The organism is Streptomyces liliifuscus (assembly GCF_016598615.1).
Taxonomy (GTDB): Bacteria; Actinomycetota; Actinomycetes; order Streptomycetales; family Streptomycetaceae; genus Streptomyces; species Streptomyces liliifuscus.
This window is the reverse complement of record NZ_CP066831.1, coordinates 4958437-4974785: the sequence shown is the minus strand read 5'-3', so window position 1 is coordinate 4974785 and position 16349 is coordinate 4958437. Positions and strand designations below refer to the sequence as shown.

Below are 16349 nucleotides of genomic sequence, written 5' to 3'. Positions count from 1 at the left end.
AGCCACCGCGTGCGGCCGTACAACGTGAGAGGGAGAGTGAACCGTGAGCAAGTTCGTGCGGCCGGCTGCCGAGGGCGCGGACCCGTTCGGGACGGCGCGGCTCCGGCGCGGCGTGCTGGACGCCTGGGCGACGAGCCCGGCCCGGTTCCGCGAGGACGCCAACGCCGAGGAGGACCTGGTCCTCGGCGGCTACCGGGACCGGCTGGTGGTCGAGCTCGCTCAGAACGCCGCCGACGCCGCCGCCCGCGCCGGCGTACCCGGCAGGCTCAGGCTCACCCTCCGCGACGGCGTCCTCGTCGCCGCCAACACCGGCGCCCCGCTGGACGCGACGGGCGTCGAGTCCCTCTCCACGCTGCGCGCCTCCGCCAAGCGCGACGACCACGACAGCGCGGTCGGCCGCTTCGGCGTCGGCTTCGCGGCCGTGCTCGCCGTGACCGACGAACCCGCCCTCGTGGGACGGCACGGAGGCGTCCGCTGGTCTCTCGTCGAGGCCCGCGAACTCGCCACCGACATCGCCCGCCACAGCCCCGGGCTCGGCGACGAACTGCGGCGCCGCGACGGTCATGTGCCGCTGCTCAGGCTGCCGTTCGCGGCCGAGGGCACCGCCCCGGACTCGTACGACAGCGTCGTGATCCTGCCCTTGCGGGACGCGGCGGCCGAGGATCTCGCCGAGCGGCTCCTCGGGGGCGTCGACGACGCGCTGCTGCTGGCCCTGCCCGGGCTGACGGAAGTCGTCGTCGAGGCCGGGGACGGGAGCGTACGGACGATCCGGCGCCGCGTCGACGCGGACGCCGAGGGCGATGTGGTCGTCGAGGACTCCCGCGACGGCACGACCCGCTGGCGTACCGTCTCCGCGCACGGCGCGCTGGAGCCCGCGCTGCTCGCCGACCGGCCCGTCGAGGAGCGGCTGCGCCCCCACTGGTCGGTCACCTGGGCCGTCCCGGTCGACGCCGACGGGACACCGGCCAAGCCCCGCACCAGCCCCGTCGTGCACGCGCCCACGCCCAGCGACGAACCCCTCGGCGTGCCCGCGCTGTTGATCGCCTCGCTCCCGCTCGACACCACTCGCCGGCACGCCGCTCCCGGCCCGCTGACCGACTTCCTGATGCAGCGCGCGGCGGACGCGTACGCCGAACTGCTGGCCGACTGGCGGCCGGTGACCACCGGGATCATCGGCCTGGTGCCGGGCTCGCTCGGCAAGGGCGAGCTCGACGGGACGCTGCGGCAGGCGATCCTCGACCGGCTGCCGCGTACCGCCTTCCTGCCGCCCGCGGTCGAGCCGACCGGCGACGAGGACGACGACTCCGACCTTCCGGAGGCCCTGCGGCCCCGTGACGCCGAGGTGGTGGAGGGGGCCGGCGCCGAAACCGTGCAGGTCCTCGCCGAGGTGCTGCCCAGCCTGCTGCCCGCCGGTCTCGAACGCCGGGCGGAACTGCGGACGTTGGGCGTCGCGCGCGTGCCGCTGACCGAGGCGATCGACCGGCTGGCCGGACTGGAGAAGGACCCCGAGTGGTGGCGGCGGCTCTACGACAGCCTCGCCGGTGTCGACCCGGACCGGCTCACGGGGCTCCCGGTGCCGCTGGCGGACGGGCGTACGACGATCGGGCCCCGGCAGGTCCTGCTGCCCGCCGCGGACGGTGAGCGGGCCGCCCCGGAGGCCCTGGTGCGCCTCGCCCGCCTCGGCCTCAAGGTCGCCCACCCGGACGCCGCCCATCCGCTCCTGGAGAAGCTGGGCGCCCTGCCCGCCACCCCGCGAGCCGTCCTCACCACCCCGCAGGTCCGCGCGGCCGTCGCCGCCTCCCTCGACGACGACGGCGGAGCCTGGGACGAGGACGCCCCGGACGCCGAGGAACTGGCCGACACCGTCCTCGCGCTCGTCCGCGACGCACGCCTCGAACCCGGCGACGAACCCTGGCTCGGCGCCCTCGCCCTCCCAGACGAGGAGGGTGAACTCGCCCCGGCCGGCGAACTCGTCCTCCCCGGCAGCCCGTTCGCCCAGGTGATGCGCGAGGACGAACTCGCCTCCGTGGACGCCGAGTTGGCCGAGCGCTGGGGCGAACAGCCGCTCGCCGCCTGTGGTGTGCTGGCCAACTTCACCCTCGTACGCGCCACGGACGTGGTTCTCGACCCCGACGAACTGGAGCCGCGGGAAGGGGAGTTCGCCGAGCCCGACGACGCGGGGCTCCTCGATGCCGTGGACGTGTGGTGCGAGGACGTCCTGGACCGGCTGCCCGACTCGCCGGTGCCGCCCGTCGCCACGGAACTCGTCGCCGTACGGGACCTCGACCTGGTGGACGAGGACCGCTGGCCAGAGGCCCTCGCCCTGCTCTCCCGGCCGCCGCTGCGGGACGCCCTCACCCAGCCGGTCCGCATCCTGCTGCCCGACGGGACGCACGAGATCGTCCGGCCGTACACAGCCTGGTGGCTGCGCGGGAACCCGGTCCTCGACGGCCGCCGCCCGGCCGGCCTGCGCGCCGAGGGCGGCGACCCGCTCCTGCACGGCCTGTACGACGCCGCCGACGCCACCGGCTTCAACGACGAGCAGGTCCTGCGGGCGCTCGGCGTCCGCACGTCCGTCGCCGCCCTCCTCGCCGAACCGGGCGGGGCCGCCGAGCTCCTGGACCGCCTGGCCGACCTCGACCGTGAGGTCACCTCGTCCCAACTGCACGCCCTCTACAGCGCGTTGGCGGATCTCGACCCCGAGCAGGTCACCCTGCCGGACGAGCTGCGGGCCGTGGTGGACGGCCGGGTGACCGTCGTGGACGCGGCCGACGCCGTGGTCGTCGACTCGCCCGACCTGCTGCCCTTCACCACCGGCACCCCGCTGCTCCCCGTCCGCCCGTCCCGAGCCGCCGACCTCGCCGAGCTGTTCCAGGTCCGGCGGCTGAGCGAGTCCGTGACCGGCGAGGTCACGAGCGAGGGCGTCGAACACGACGTCCCGGAGTCCGTACGGGTCCTGCTGGGCCCCTCGACCCCGACGACGTACGTCGAGCACGAGGAGCTCTTCGTCGACGACACCGAACTCGACTGGCGCCGCACCCGCGACGGCGTACTGCACGCCGCCACCGTGGAGGGCGTCGCCGCGGGCCTCGCCTGGGCGGCCGGCCAGTGGCCCCGCCGCTTCGAGGTCGGCGCCCTCCTGGAGGACCCGTCCAGGACGGAGGAACTGGCACGGGACCGCTGGTTCGACTGACCACCGCCGTGCGGCTTTCGTGATGCCACGATGGCACCGACTTGAGATTGAGCCGCAGAGGCCTCCCACCGTGGGGGCCTCTGCGTGGCCGGAATCGCGTTCTATCCAGCCGCGGGATCGGTGGACGCCGGGCTCTTGCCGCTCTGGTCAAAACCAGACGCTTGCCCGAGGACAACAACCCAAGTGTCCTTCTCGCGCGACATCTGGATGTAGGTACTGAACTTCTTCCCCTGACGGTCCGTGCCCGAGACCTGTGTACTGGCCTCGTCAGGGCCGACATCATGGGACACGTCCATGCTCTTGATCTTCAGACCACGTCCGCCGTGCTCCGCGATGATGTCCCGGGCTTCCTGCTCTGTTCCTTCGTGCCCCGATGGAGCCAGTCCCACCAGACTGGTGACATTCTGGTCGTTGAGAGCGGAGATATAGGCTTTGGCGGTTTCCTGTTCCGTCCGCTGTACATCGGAGGAACCGTCACTGGAGCAGCCGCTCAGCACAACACCTCCGACCAGAGCCGCAACCCAGAGTGTGCCCTTCGGGAAAGTCATGTGCTGCTCCCTTGTCACGTGCGATGCGCGTACCAGGCGGCGTTCGGGTACTTTCTCAGGAGAGTGCTCAGTTTCACATTGTGCTTACTCGGAGTGTGGTACGTGAGATAGATTTCTCCCTTGCTTCCGCGCTTGGTTACGATCATGGTGTGGTCGATGATGCCATCCCGCTTCCAGTCGGCCTGGAGGACATCGGCCGAAAGAAGCTGCCAAACGTTGCTCAGTATTCTGGTCCGCTTGGAGTGCTTCTTGGCGAACCAGTACCAGTTCTCCGCCCCTGCCCAGGTGTAACTGGTCGTCGACTCGAATGAGCCGTAGAACCACTTCTTGTTGTCCTTGCGGGTGACAAAGCTCCCGGCCGTGGTGTTCCAGCCGCCCGAGCGCATGGCTTGCGATATGAAGTTCGTGCAGTCGCTGCCGTACTTCCGGTAGTCCGAGTTCGCGGTCTTCCAGTACTTGTTCGCGTAGCTCACCATCTTGCCGTAGCTGTAGCCGGCGTTGGCAGCCCTTGTGCGGACCGATCCCTCCGCGGGGTCGGTCTCCAGTGGTTTGTCGTCCTCGACGTCAGTCACTGGAACAGTGCTGCCCCCTGCCTCCAACTGGCCCTCGCTCTCAGCGTCTGAGGGTGTGGCACTTCCGGGCTGGCCGGGCTGGGTGACCGGACCTGGCCCGGTCAGGCTCGCATCGATCGTGTCGCTGTCCAGGAGCCAGCCTCCGTCGGACGCTCGGACGAAGGTCAGGGTATGAGGCACCGAATACTCCTCGTACTCGGGATCCCCGGCCGGCACGTTGGGATAATAGAGCCGCGCATCCTCCGTGGCTTCCATGGTGGCCGTATCGGCCTCCACTGTGGTTGTCACCGCAGTGACGCTCACTTCAGCACGAGAGTAGCCGCCGTTATCCCGATTGAGTTGCGCGCGCAGGAGCGCCAATGCTGCATATTCCCTTGCGGTTTTGGCCGCGAGCGCAGCGGTCATCTTTCCCTTTGCGGACGCTGCTGGTGCCGCCTTCTTCGCCTTTTCTGCTCCCTCGGCGGTGATGACGTTCGCGCGTTCCTTGAGATATTCGGACGTGATGTCCATCATTCCCGCGGTGTCGTCGCTCGAAAGCGCTGCCGGGGCAGGTGCCGCCTCGACGTGAGGTGCGGAGAGACCAATGGTCGCGAGAGAAAGGATGGTTGCGCAGTATACGCTTCTAATGCGTGCATGCGAATGCACAGGATTTCCCCCCGGAATGTTTTTATCGGTCGACGCCATTGATATGTTGGCGGTCCGTGAAAAGTGAAGATCTTGGTCGACGAACGGCCGAAACCTGCCTGCATGTGGCCGGTTCGGGTGCGGAATCTCGACCTCCGGCGGGCCCGTCTGGGGCGCCGTATCCGACGCCCGGGCACTACCATGAGGCCGCATTCGGCAAGCCGATCGTGGCGGGCACCGGCCAGAAGGTGACCGCCCGGTGACGTTCACCGTCAAGCCCGGAGCGTCGAGGTCTACCGCGGCTCGTACGACGAGCTGGCGCAAATCCTCTTCGGCGACGGCGTGGACCGGGAAGCCCCGGACGCCAACTTCAGCAGGGCCGACTGCGCCGAGAAGGGTGGCGTAGTGGGTGACTTCATCGACGTGCAGTAGGCCCCTCGGGTGTGTCGGGGTGAGTGGTGAAGATGACCTTGGTCACGTGTACGCAAAAGATTCACCTCGCGTACAACCATTCACCCCCGTCACGCATCTGATCACTCGGGTCAACAGACTCTTGATCACTTCGGCCCCGACGTGAGGACGATGCCGTCCGGGGCCCTTTCTCCATCAGGGGAACGCATGCGCATACGTGCCACCGTGGCCGCCGTCACCGGCGCCCTGGCTCTCTCCGCCTTCGCCGTTCCGGCCGCTCAGGCCGACGACTCCGCCATCTCGCGCGCGGACGTCGCGAAGGTGCTCGACTCCGCCCACGCCGTCTCCGGCAAGAGCGGCGCCCGTATCGCCGCCGCCGAGGCCGACGCGCCGTACGCTCTCGACGCGAGCTTCTCGAACGTCAAGATCAATGGCGGCAAGGCGATCGTCGCCGGTACCAGCAAGCAGGTCACCGTCCCGACGACGTTCACGCTGACGCACGCCGCCGACGTCGACATCGCCGCGGCCGACTTCGTCGTCGACCTGGAGATCTACCGCGGTTCCTACGAGTCGCCGGACAACTACCTGTTCGGTGACCTGTACCCGACCTGCACGCCGGTCTCCACCACCGTCGCGTCCTGCAAGGGCACGATCGATGTCCGTCCGGGCGACGGCGAACTCCTCAACTCCCACGCCGGTACGTGGAACGCCAACGCCTACGCCGTCGCCTTCAACGGCCAGGACCCGTCCGCCGAGGACTTCGACGTCACCAAGGTCGGTGTCGCCGAGGTCGCCAAGGTCGGCACCACCAAGGTCCAGCGCTTCTCCAAGCTGACCGTCAACGCCTCGCCGGAGCCCGTGAAGAAGGGCAAGACCATCACGGTCAAGGGCAACCTGACGCGGGCCAACTGGGAGACCAACAAGTACGCGGGGTACACCGTCCAGTCGGTGAAGCTCCAGTTCAAGAAGAAGGGCACGTCCACGTACGTGGATGTCAAGACGGTCAAGTCCGGTTCGGCCGGTGCCCTGAAGACCACTGTCAAGGCTGCGGCCGACGGTTACTTCCGCTACAACTTCGCCGGCACGACGACCACTCCGGCCGTGAAGGCCGCAGGCGACTTCGTCGACGTGAACTAGCCCTCCCGCCTCACCAGCCACTGGCCCCACACCTCGACAGGCGTGGGGCCAGTGGCGTTGAGGGGGCTGGCGGGGGGTGTGTTGTGGGTGCGGCCCGGTGGGGGCTTGTCGCGCAGTTCCCCGCGCCCCTGGGAGGTGCGTGGTTGACGTACTGGGTTCACCGCGGGCCGGTGGGGGTTGCCCGCGCAGTTCCCCGCGCCCCTAAAAAGCGGGGCTGCGCCCCTGGCTTTTTGTCTTTAGGGGCGCGGGGAACTGCGCGCTCAGCCGAAACGCACCCGCACTCGACACACGACACCGACCCCCACCCACCCAGGGGCGCGGGGAACTGCGCGACAAGCCACGACGAACCCGCACCCCGCCAACCGACCGATCCACCCACCCCTACGCGGGGAACCTCCGGTCGACCCACCTCCACACGAGTTCCAGTGATGCCGAGGCCACCACCGCTATGCCGACGGCAGTCCACGGCATCGTCGTTCCGACCAGCTTGAGCGCGAAGAACTCCTGGAGCCACGGCACGACGAGCACGATCACGAACCCGAGCCCCATCGCGGCAACGAGCCCCACCCGCCACCACGTGTAGGGCCGCGCGATGATCGCAAGGACCCACATCGCGATCAGGAACAAGGTCAACGTGGCCGCACTGGTCTCCGCGTCCAACGCCCCTTCCCCCGTGTAGTGGTGACGAGCGATCAGATACGTGGCGAACGTGGCCACCGCCGCGACGACCCCGCCCGGAATCGAGTACCGCATCACCCGCCGCACGAAGTGCGGCCGAGCCCGCTCCTTGTTGGGCGCCAGGGCCAGGAAGAACGCCGGCACACCGATCGTCAGCGTCGACAACAGGGTCAAGTGCCGCGGCAGGAACGGGTACTCCACCTGCGAGCACACCACCATCACCGCGAGCAGCACCGAGTACACGGTCTTGACCAGGAACAACGTCGCGACCCGAGTGATGTTCCCGATCACCCGCCGCCCCTCGGCGACGACGGACGGCAGTGTCGCGAAGCTGTTGTTCAGCAGCACGATCTGGGCGACGGCCCGGGTCGCCTCAGACCCGGACCCCATCGCGACCCCGATGTCGGCGTCCTTGAGAGCGAGCACGTCGTTGACGCCGTCACCGGTCATCGCGACCGTGTGCCCGTGCGACTGGAGCGCCCCCACCATGTCCCGCTTCTGCTGCGGAGTGACCCGCCCGAACACCGTCCCCTCGTCCAGCGCCCTGGCCATCTCCTCCTTCTCGGTGGGCAGCCGCCGCGCGTCGACGGTGGCGGAGGCACCGGGCAGCCCGAGCTTGGCGGCGACCGCGCCGACCGACACCGCGTTGTCGCCGGAGATCACCTTGGCCCGTACGTCCTGCTCCTCGAAGTACCGCAGGGTGTCCGCCGCGTCGGGCCGCAGCCGCTGCTCCAGGACGACGAGCGCGGCCGGCCGGGCGCCGTCCTGGACCCGCGGGTCGTCGAGGTCCTTGTCGGCGCGGGCCAGCAGCAGCACCCGCAGCCCCTGCTCGTTGAGGTGCTCGGTCTCGGCGAGCGCCGGGTCCTCGGACGGCAACAGCACGTCCGGGGCACCCAGCAGCCACGTACTCGACGCGCCGTCGCCCTCGCTGAAGGACGCCCCGCTGTACTTGCGCGCGGAGGAGAAGGGCAGCGACTCGACGCAGCGCCAGCCCTCGCCGTCCGGGTAGGCGTCGATGATCGCCTGGAGCGAGGCGTTCGGCCGCGGGTCCGACTCGCCGAGGGCGCCCAGCACCTTCCGTACGTACGACTCGTCGCTGCCGTTGAGGGGGCGCAGCTCGGTGACGTCCATGCCGCCCTCGGTCAGCGTGCCCGTCTTGTCGAGGCAGACGGTGTCGACGCGGGCGAGGCCCTCGATGGCCGGTAGTTCCTGGACGAGGCACTGTTTCCGGCCAAGCCGGATGACCCCGATCGCGAAGGCGACGGAGGTGAGGAGGACCAGCCCCTCCGGGACCATGGGCACGATGCCGCCGACGGCCCGCGCGATCGAGTCCTTGAAGTCGTCGTTCTTGACGACGAGTTGGGTGATGGCCAGGCCGATCGCGGCCGGGATCATCATCCACGTCACGTACTTGAGGATCGTGGAGATACCGGTCCGCAGCTCGGAGTGGACGAGGGTGAAGCGGCTCGCCTCCTCGGCGAGCTGCGCCGCGTACGCCTCGCGCCCCACCTTCGTCGCGGTGAACGCGCCGCCGCCCGCCACCACGAAACTGCCCGACATGACCTGGTCGCCGGGCTGTTTGACGACCGGGTCCGCCTCACCGGTGAGCAGCGACTCGTCGATCTCCAGACCGTCGGCCTCGACGCACTCGCCGTCCACGACGATCTTGTCGCCGGGTCCGATCTCGATCAGATCCCCGAGCACGATCTCGGAGGTGCCGACCTCGGCGGCGACCCCGTCCCTGCGGACGGTCGGCCGCGCCTCCCCGATCACCGCCAGCGAGTCCAGGGTCTTCTTCGCGCGCAGCTCCTGGATGATGCCGATCCCGGTGTTCGCGAGGATCACATAGCCGAACAGGCTGTCCTGGAACGGCGCGACGAACATCATGATCAGCCAGAGCACGCCGATGATCGCGTTGAACCGGGTGAAGACGTTCGCCCGGACGATGTCGGCCATGGAGCGACTGCTGCGCACGGGTACGTCGTTGACCTCGCCCCGCGCCACCCGCTCGGCGACCTCGGCCGCGGTGAGGCCCACCGGCCTCGGGGCGGGGGCGGGTATGGGTGTGGGATGCACAGGGTCGAGTTCGGCACCCGCGTCGATGTGCGTCATGCATCCGACGGTACGGGGGGATATACGGCTTCACCCGCCGAGTGCGGCAAAGATCCGACCAGGGGAGGACACGGAATGGTTCCGTGGTTGTACGGAGGCGCTCCGCTGGGGCGGGGGGCGGGGATGTGTCCGCGGCCCGGTGGGGGCTGGTCGCGCAGTTCCCCGCGCCCCTAACGGGGCGTCGCCTCGTCCCTCTTCAGCGCCGCTTCGCGGCCTCGTACGTACCAGATGCCGATCAGGCCGAGGCCCGCGCCGGCCAGGCAGGTCCAGAGCCACCACAGGTGTCCGTGGTCGTCGAACCAGTTGTAGAAGGGGAGCTGTGCCAGGAAGAGGACGAACCAGAGGATCGTGCCACCCGTGATGGTGGCGACCACGGGACCCTCCAGGGGCTCCGGCGCCTCGTGTTTCGGGGATCCCGAAAAAAACCCTGCCATGGGGGACAGCTTACGAGGTGATCAGGACCATGCGCGGGCGGTCATGTCTACGCGCGGAGATAGCGTTCTCGATGACGTATGTTCATACTGAAACTGTTTGTTTCTGGCCAGTTCTGTTCGTATGAAACTCCAAATCACGAAACGCCACCTGGGCATCGGGGATGTCCGCCGGCGATGAGGTCCCCGCATGCCCACCTCGGCCCCCGCCAAGGCCTCCGCGCCCAAGCAGCCGGACCCCCGGTCCGGCTCCGGCGCGCTCGACCGCTACTTCCGGATCTCCGAGCGCCACAGCACGCTGTCGCGCGAGATCCGTGGCGGTTTCGCCACCTTCTTCGCGATGGCCTACATCATCGTGCTGAACCCGATCATCCTGGGCAGCGCGAAGGACATGTACGGACACCAGCTGGACAACGGCCAGCTGGTCACCGCGACCGCGCTGACCGCGGCGTTCACCACGCTTCTGATGGGCGTCATCGGCAACGTACCGATCGCGCTCGCCGCCGGTCTCGGCGTGAACACCGTCGTCGCGCTCCAGCTCGCGCCCCGGATGTCCTGGCCGGACGCCATGGGCATGGTGGTGCTCGCGGGATTCGTGGTGATGCTGCTCGTCGCCACCGGTCTGCGTGAGCGCGTGATGAACGCCGTGCCGCTCGGCCTGCGCAAGGGCATCGCGATCGGCATCGGCCTGTTCATCATGCTGATCGGCCTGGTCGACTCGGGCTTCGTCTCGCGCATCCCGGACGCCGCCCAGACCACCGTGCCGCTGCAGCTCGGCGGGACCGGTCACCTCGACGGCTGGCCCGTACTCGTCTTCGTCCTGGGCACGCTCCTCACCCTCGCGCTGATCGTGCGCAAGGTGCCGGGCGCGATCCTGATCTCGATCGTCGCCATGACCGTCGTCGCGGTCGTCATCAACGCCGTCGCCACGGTGCCCTCCTGGGGTCTGACCACCCCGAAGTGGCCCGGCAGCCCGGTCGCGAGCCCCGACTTCGGACTCGTCGGCCAGGTCAGCCTCTTCGGCGGCTTCGGCAAGGTCGGCGTACTGACCGGTGTGCTGTTCGTCTTCACCGTGCTGCTGTCGTGCTTCTTCGACGCGATGGGCACGATCATGGGCATCGGCGACGAGGCGAAGCTGACCGACAAGGACGGCAACATGCCGGGCATCAACAAGGTGCTCTTCGTCGACGGCATCGCGGTCGCCGCGGGCGGCGCCACCTCGTCCTCCGCCACCACCTGCTTCGTGGAGTCCACGGCAGGCGTCGGCGAGGGCGCGCGCACCGGTTTCGCGAACGTCGTCACCGGCGCGCTCTTCGGTGCCGCGCTCTTCCTGACCCCCGTCGCCGCGATGGTCCCGTCCCAGGCCGCCACGCCCGCACTGCTCGCGGTCGGCTTCCTGATCATGTCCGGCTCGATCCGCCAGATCGACTGGAGCGACCACACCATCGCGATCCCGGCGTTCGTGACGATGCTGATGATGCCGTTCACGTACTCGATCACGAACGGCATCGGCATGGGCTTCATCACGTTCGTCGTGCTGCGGCTCGCGGCCGGGCGCGGGCGGGACGTACCGGTCGCGATGTACGTGGTGTCGGCGGTGTTCGTCTTCTACTACCTGATGCCGGCGCTGGGCCTGACCTGAGCCTCAGGTGACGCCGTAGAACTTTTCCGTCTCCTCGACCGCGGTCTGGAACCGCTCGTCGAAGTCGTCGCGCACGAGCGTCCGGACGACGTAGTCCTGGACGCTCATTCCCCTTTTCGCCGCATGGTGCCGGAGCCGATCGAGCAGCTCCCCGTCTATCCGCAGGCTGAGCACACTGGTCCCCATGCGGTCGAGGGTTGCCGTATCCGGCCGCCCCTCGGGTCACTTTCCGGAGCGGTCTCACTCGTATGAGTGATGAAATGCGTCAGTGGCCCGTTTCACGGGCATCAGGCGTGCACCCGGGTGGTCTTTAGCGAGAGTAATGAGTTACTCTAAGGAACATGCCTGACCTCACCCATGGCGACGACGTTGCCGCCGTGAACTCCCTGCGATCCGCCGTGATGCGCCTGTCACGTCGACTCAAGCACCAGCGGGTCGACGAGTCGCTGAGCCCGACCGAGATGTCGGTGCTCGGCACCCTCGCCCGCTGCGGCACGGCCACCCCGGGCGAGCTCGCCCGCAAGGAGCATGTGCAGCCGCCCTCGATGACCCGCATCGTGGCGCTCCTCGAAGCCAAGGGGCTGGTCAAGCTGGAGCCGCATCCCGAGGACCGGCGCCAGAAGGTCGTCACGCAGACCGAGCGGGCCGAGGCCATGCTCGACGAGAGCCGCCGCAAGCGGAACGCGTGGCTGGCCGGACTGGTCGAGGGCCTCGACGAGGACGACTGGGCGAAGCTCCGCGAGGCCGCCCCCGTCCTGGAGAAGCTCGCGCATCTGTAACCGCGCGCACCCGCACGCCGCGCGCACCGAACCCATCCCCGTCCAAGGAGGCGAACGCCGTTGAGTACGGGACCCGGAGCAGACTCCGCCCCCGCACCTGCCGCCCACAACTCCCCGTCCGCTCCCAAGCCCCGCTCCTCGATGTTCAGCTCGCTGAAGATCAGGAACTACCGGCTGTTCTTCACCGGCCAGGTCGTCTCCAACACCGGCACCTGGATGCAGCGAATCGCCCAGGACTGGCTGGTGCTGAGCCTCACCGGCTCCTCCGCCGCCGTCGGTATCACCACGGCCCTGCAGTTCCTGCCGATGCTGCTCTTCGGCCTCTACGGCGGTGTCCTCGTGGACCGCCTCCCGAAGCGCCCGACGCTGCTGGCCACCCAGACCGCCATGGGCCTCACCGGCCTCGCGCTCGCCTTCCTCACCATCTCCGGCCACGTCCAGGTCTGGCACGTCTATGTCGCCGCCTTCGCCGTCGGCCTCGCCACGGTGATGGACAACCCGGCCAGGCAGTCCTTCGTCTCCGAGATGGTCGGCCCCGAGCAGCTGCAGAACGCGGTCAGCCTCAACTCCGCCAACTTCCAGTCCGCCCGTCTCGTCGGCCCCGCCGTCGCGGGCCTGCTCATCACGAGCGTCGGCACGGGCTGGGCGTTCCTGCTCAACGGACTGTCGTTCGTCGCGCCCATCACCGGTCTGCTCCTGATGCGCTCCCGCGAGCTGAACCAGGTCGAGCGCACCCCGCGGGGCAAGGGCCAGCTCCGCGAGGGCCTGCGCTATGTCGCAGGGCGCCCCGACCTGATGTGGCCGATCATCCTCGTCGGCTTCATCGGCACCTTCGGCTTCAACTTCCCCGTCTGGCTCTCGGCCTACGCGGACGACGTCTTCCACGCCGGCGCGGGCGCGTACAGCCTCTTCAACACGCTGATGGCCGTGGGTTCGCTCGCGGGCGCGCTGCTCGCCGCCCGGCGCGGCACGGCCCGGGCGCGGGTGCTGGTCGCGGCGGCCGTCGCCTTCGGTGTCCTGGAGATCGTGGCCGCCCTGGCCCCGTCCTACTGGCTGTTCGCCCTGCTCATGGTCCCGATCGGGATCGCCGGCCTGACGGTCAACGTCACGGCGAACACCGCTGTCCAGATGGGCACCGACCCGGCCATGCGCGGCCGCGTCATGGCCCTGTTCATGATGGTCTTCATGGGCGGTACGCCGCTGGGGGCGCCCGTCGTCGGCTGGATCACGGACGCCTACGGCCCCCGGGTCGGCTTCGCCGTCGGCGGAGTCGTCTCGGCCCTGGCCGCGGTCACCGTCGGCCTCGCCCTGGCCCGCGTGGGCGGCCTGCGCCTGTCGGTCGGCTGGCACCACGGCCATCCGCAGGTCCGCTTCGTGCCGAGGGAGCGTGCGCTGGCGACTGCCGCCTAGGCGATCGCCCGTATCCGTTCCAGGGCGAGGCGGAAGGCCGTCGGCTCGACCTTCAGCGGCCCGTTGAACGGATAGTTGAACTCGTAGACGATGAGGAGCATGACGCCCACGGTGACGGTGAGGGCGAACGCCACGCCTCCGTGGGCGCGCAGGCTCTCCATGCCGAAGAGGAAGACGAAGCCGATGTTGACCGCGGCGCCGATGAGCAGCACGGCCCACAGCAGGTCGGGCACGCCCGCCGTCGCGGCCTCGTTCACCCGCTCCCGGCGCGCGTCGCCGAGCTGGGCGACCGCTTCGAGGGCGACGTCGTAACGGGCCTGGTCGGCGAGGGTGTCCGGCTGGGCGGAGTTGACCGTCTCGCGGATCTCGGTGAACAGCGTCCACGCCGCGGCGGCGTCACGCTGCTCGCCCATCAGCGGCCACTCGTCGTCGATCACCGTCCGCGTGTACCGCTCGGTGAGGTCGCCGAGGCGGTCGCGGTCCGGCGCCGGGAGCGTACGGCCGTACCAGGCGATCTGCAGCAGCGCGTTCGTCTCCGTGTACGTGTTCTCGTGGGCCTGTGACCGGGTGTCCCAGACCCCCACCACGACCATCGCGAGCACCACGGCGTAGATCACGCCGATCTCCGCGTACACGAACCCCAGAACGTCGTTGTGCGCCTTCCGCCGCGCGACCGGTACGACACGGGCGACCACGAAGACGACGGCCGTCGCCGCGGCCGAACACACCATGATCAGCAAGAGCCCGAGCACCGGCATGTGGACGTCCCCCCGTAGTCCCCCGCAGACGAGTGCACGTCGGTGTACGCCTGCACGTCCGTGTACGCCTGCACATCCATGGTGCGGGGCCGTGTGCCCGGTGATCCATTCCCTGGAAGGGTGACGCCATGAGACTCTTCGCCGCCGTGCTGCCCCCGGAGAACGTGACCGCCGAACTCGCCTCGGTGGTCGATGAGTTGAGGAACCTGCCCGAGCCGGGCCCGGGGTTGCGCTGGACGGGCCTGCCCGGCTGGCACTTCACGCTCGCGTTCTACGGAGAGGTCGACGACGGGCTCGTACCGGATCTGTCGGCCCGCCTGGAACGCGCGGCGCGGCGGACGGACCCCTTCCCCCTGTCCCTGCGGGGCGGCGGCCGTTTCGGGGGCCGCGCGTTGTGGGCGGGCGCCGCGGGGGACGTACGTACGTTGCGGCTGCTCGCCGAGCGGGCGGGGGCGGCCGGGCACAAGGCGGGGGTGGAGCGGGAGGAGCACCGGCGGTACCGGCCGCATCTCACGCTGGCGCGGAGCCGGGAGGAGGCGGACCTCGCCCCGTACGTGTCCTTGCTCGACGGGTTCGAGGGGCGGGCGTGGACGGTTGCCGATCTGTGTCTGATGCGGAGTCGGCTGCCCGTCTCGGGGGTGCCCGGGGAGCAGCCGCGGTACGAGGTGCACGGGCGGTGGCCCCTCGGCGGGCCGGTCGACGGACCCCTCGCCGGGGGTGGCTGAGGGAGGGGCGGTTAGGCTCGGTGGTGTGGACCCGAAGACGCGTAACCGGATCATGGCCGGTGTTCTTGTGCTGATGTTCGTTGTGGTGGCGATGGCGGCCGCGGTCGGTAGGTAGCCGTTTGCCTCCGGCGGCGGGTTGTTGGCCGCGGGCCCGTTGTGGTCCCCCAGCCTTCGGCCGGGAGGTGCCCCCAGGTCGCGCAGTTCCCCGCGCCCCTTCAGGGCGCCCCCGCCGGGGCGCCCTTTCCACGTGCCACTACCAGGCGAAGGCCTCCGGGGACGGGCCCGGGCCCGGGAAGATCTCGTCGAGGCCGGTCAGCAGGTCGTCGGTCAGTTCCAGTTCGACGGCCCGCAGGGCGGATTCCAGTTGCTCGGCGGTGCGCGGTCCGACGATCGGGCCGGTGACGCCGGGGCGGGTGAGGAGCCAGGCCAGGGCGGCCTCGCCGGGCTCGATGCCGTGCTTGTCGAGCAGGTCCTCGTACGACTGGATCTGTGCGCGGATGGCGGTGTTGGCGAGGGAGTCGGCGGCCCGGCCGCTCGCCCGGCGTCCGCCCTCGACCTCCTTCTTGATGACCCCGCCGAGCAGACCGCCGTGCAGCGGGGACCACGGGATGACACCGAGCCCGTACTCCTGCGCGGCCGGAATGACCTCCATCTCGGCGCGGCGCTCGGCGAGGTTGTAGAGGCACTGCTCGCTGACGAGCCCGATGGTGCCGCCGCGCCGGGCGGCGATCTCGTTGGCCTGGGCGATCTTGTAGCCGGGGAAGTTGGAGGACCCGACGTAGAGGATCTTGCCCTGCTGTACGAGCACGTCGATGGCCTGCCAGATCTCCTCGAAGGGAGTGCGGCGGTCGATGTGATGGAACTGGTAGATGTCGATGTAGTCGGTCCGGAGCCGCTTGAGGCTCGCGTCGACCGCACGGCGGATGTTGACCGCGGAGAGCTTGTCGTGGTTGGGCCAGGCGTCGCCGTCGGCGGCCATGTTCCCGTACACCTTGGTGGCGAGCACGACCTTGTCGCGCCGCTCGCCGCCCTTGGCGAACCAGTTGCCGATGATCTCTTCGGTACGGCCCTTGTTCTCGCCCCAGCCGTACACGTTGGCGGTGTCGAAGTAGTTGATCCCCGCGTCCAGCGCCGCGTCCATGATCGCGTGGCTGTCGGCCTCGTCGGTCTGCGGACCGAAGTTCATGGTGCCGAGCACGAGTCGGCTGACCTTGAGTCCTGTGCGTCCCAGCTGCGTGTACTTCATGGCTCATAGCCAACGTGGTGGAGTGCGCTCTAGGCAACACCACTCCTGGGACACGTCCGGCCGATCATGTCGCGCACGCGTGC

The 16349-nt window shown here is 69.4% G+C and carries 13 protein-coding genes; 6 read left to right on the top strand and 7 right to left on the bottom strand.

What is annotated here, in order from left to right; translation table 11 throughout:
* The first annotated feature begins 43 nt into the window (after positions 1-43).
* Positions 44-3193, top strand: coding sequence for a sacsin N-terminal ATP-binding-like domain-containing protein (locus tag JEQ17_RS20970; RefSeq protein ID WP_200396668.1), 3150 nt, complete (start codon positions 44-46; stop codon positions 3191-3193).
* Positions 3194-3294: 101 nt separating this feature from the next.
* On the opposite strand, the gene JEQ17_RS20965 is transcribed toward JEQ17_RS20970, so the two are convergent.
* Positions 3295-3741, bottom strand: a complete 447-nt coding sequence (locus JEQ17_RS20965) for a hypothetical protein (protein ID WP_200396667.1) — start codon at positions 3739-3741, stop codon at positions 3295-3297.
* Between the two features lie 14 nt (positions 3742-3755).
* A complete protein-coding gene (locus JEQ17_RS20960) occupies positions 3756-4826 on the bottom strand; it encodes an amidase domain-containing protein (protein WP_200396666.1) in 1071 nt (356 codons plus the stop codon).
* A gap of 729 nt (positions 4827-5555) precedes the next feature.
* On the opposite strand from JEQ17_RS20960, the gene JEQ17_RS20955 reads away from it, so the two are divergent.
* On the top strand, positions 5556-6485 hold the full coding sequence (locus JEQ17_RS20955; protein ID WP_200396665.1) for a hypothetical protein: 930 nt from the start codon (positions 5556-5558) through the stop codon (positions 6483-6485).
* 381 nt (positions 6486-6866) lie between these two features.
* On the opposite strand, the gene JEQ17_RS20950 is transcribed toward JEQ17_RS20955, so the two are convergent.
* Both JEQ17_RS20950 and JEQ17_RS20945 read right to left on the bottom strand, forming a co-directional pair.
* Positions 6867-9275, bottom strand: coding sequence for a cation-translocating P-type ATPase (locus tag JEQ17_RS20950; protein ID WP_200396664.1), 2409 nt, complete (start codon positions 9273-9275; stop codon positions 6867-6869).
* A gap of 170 nt (positions 9276-9445) precedes the next feature.
* Entirely contained in the window at positions 9446-9709 is a 264-nt protein-coding gene (locus JEQ17_RS20945; protein ID WP_200396663.1) for a DUF2530 domain-containing protein, read from the bottom strand.
* 187 nt (positions 9710-9896) lie between these two features.
* Here JEQ17_RS20945 and JEQ17_RS20940 point away from each other — a divergent pair, with 187 nt between their 5' ends.
* A complete protein-coding gene (locus JEQ17_RS20940; protein ID WP_200396662.1) occupies positions 9897-11348 on the top strand; it encodes an NCS2 family permease in 1452 nt (483 codons plus the stop codon).
* Positions 11349-11351: 3 nt separating this feature from the next.
* On the opposite strand, the gene JEQ17_RS20935 is transcribed toward JEQ17_RS20940, so the two are convergent.
* On the bottom strand, positions 11352-11534 hold the full coding sequence (locus tag JEQ17_RS20935) for a hypothetical protein (protein WP_055616674.1): 183 nt from the start codon (positions 11532-11534) through the stop codon (positions 11352-11354).
* 155 nt (positions 11535-11689) lie between these two features.
* On the opposite strand from JEQ17_RS20935, the gene JEQ17_RS20930 reads away from it, so the two are divergent.
* Entirely contained in the window at positions 11690-12127 is a 438-nt protein-coding gene (locus JEQ17_RS20930) for a MarR family winged helix-turn-helix transcriptional regulator (RefSeq protein WP_143639706.1), read from the top strand.
* A 60-nt stretch (positions 12128-12187) separates the two neighbouring features.
* Positions 12188-13537 carry an MFS transporter gene (locus JEQ17_RS20925; protein ID WP_325176274.1) on the top strand — a complete coding sequence of 450 codons (1350 nt, stop codon included), beginning with the start codon at positions 12188-12190 and terminating at the stop codon, positions 13535-13537.
* On the opposite strand, the gene JEQ17_RS20920 is transcribed toward JEQ17_RS20925, so the two are convergent.
* Positions 13534-14295, bottom strand: coding sequence for a bestrophin-like domain (locus JEQ17_RS20920; protein WP_200396661.1), 762 nt, complete (start codon positions 14293-14295; stop codon positions 13534-13536). The genes JEQ17_RS20925 and JEQ17_RS20920 overlap by 4 nt on opposite strands.
* A gap of 128 nt (positions 14296-14423) precedes the next feature.
* On the opposite strand from JEQ17_RS20920, the gene thpR reads away from it, so the two are divergent.
* Positions 14424-15020, top strand: coding sequence for an RNA 2',3'-cyclic phosphodiesterase (thpR, locus tag JEQ17_RS20915; RefSeq protein ID WP_200396660.1), 597 nt, complete (start codon positions 14424-14426; stop codon positions 15018-15020).
* Between the two features lie 253 nt (positions 15021-15273).
* On the opposite strand, the gene JEQ17_RS20910 is transcribed toward thpR, so the two are convergent.
* On the bottom strand, positions 15274-16266 hold the full coding sequence (locus JEQ17_RS20910; RefSeq protein WP_200396659.1) for an aldo/keto reductase: 993 nt from the start codon (positions 16264-16266) through the stop codon (positions 15274-15276).
* Between the last annotated feature and the right edge of the window lie 83 nt (positions 16267-16349).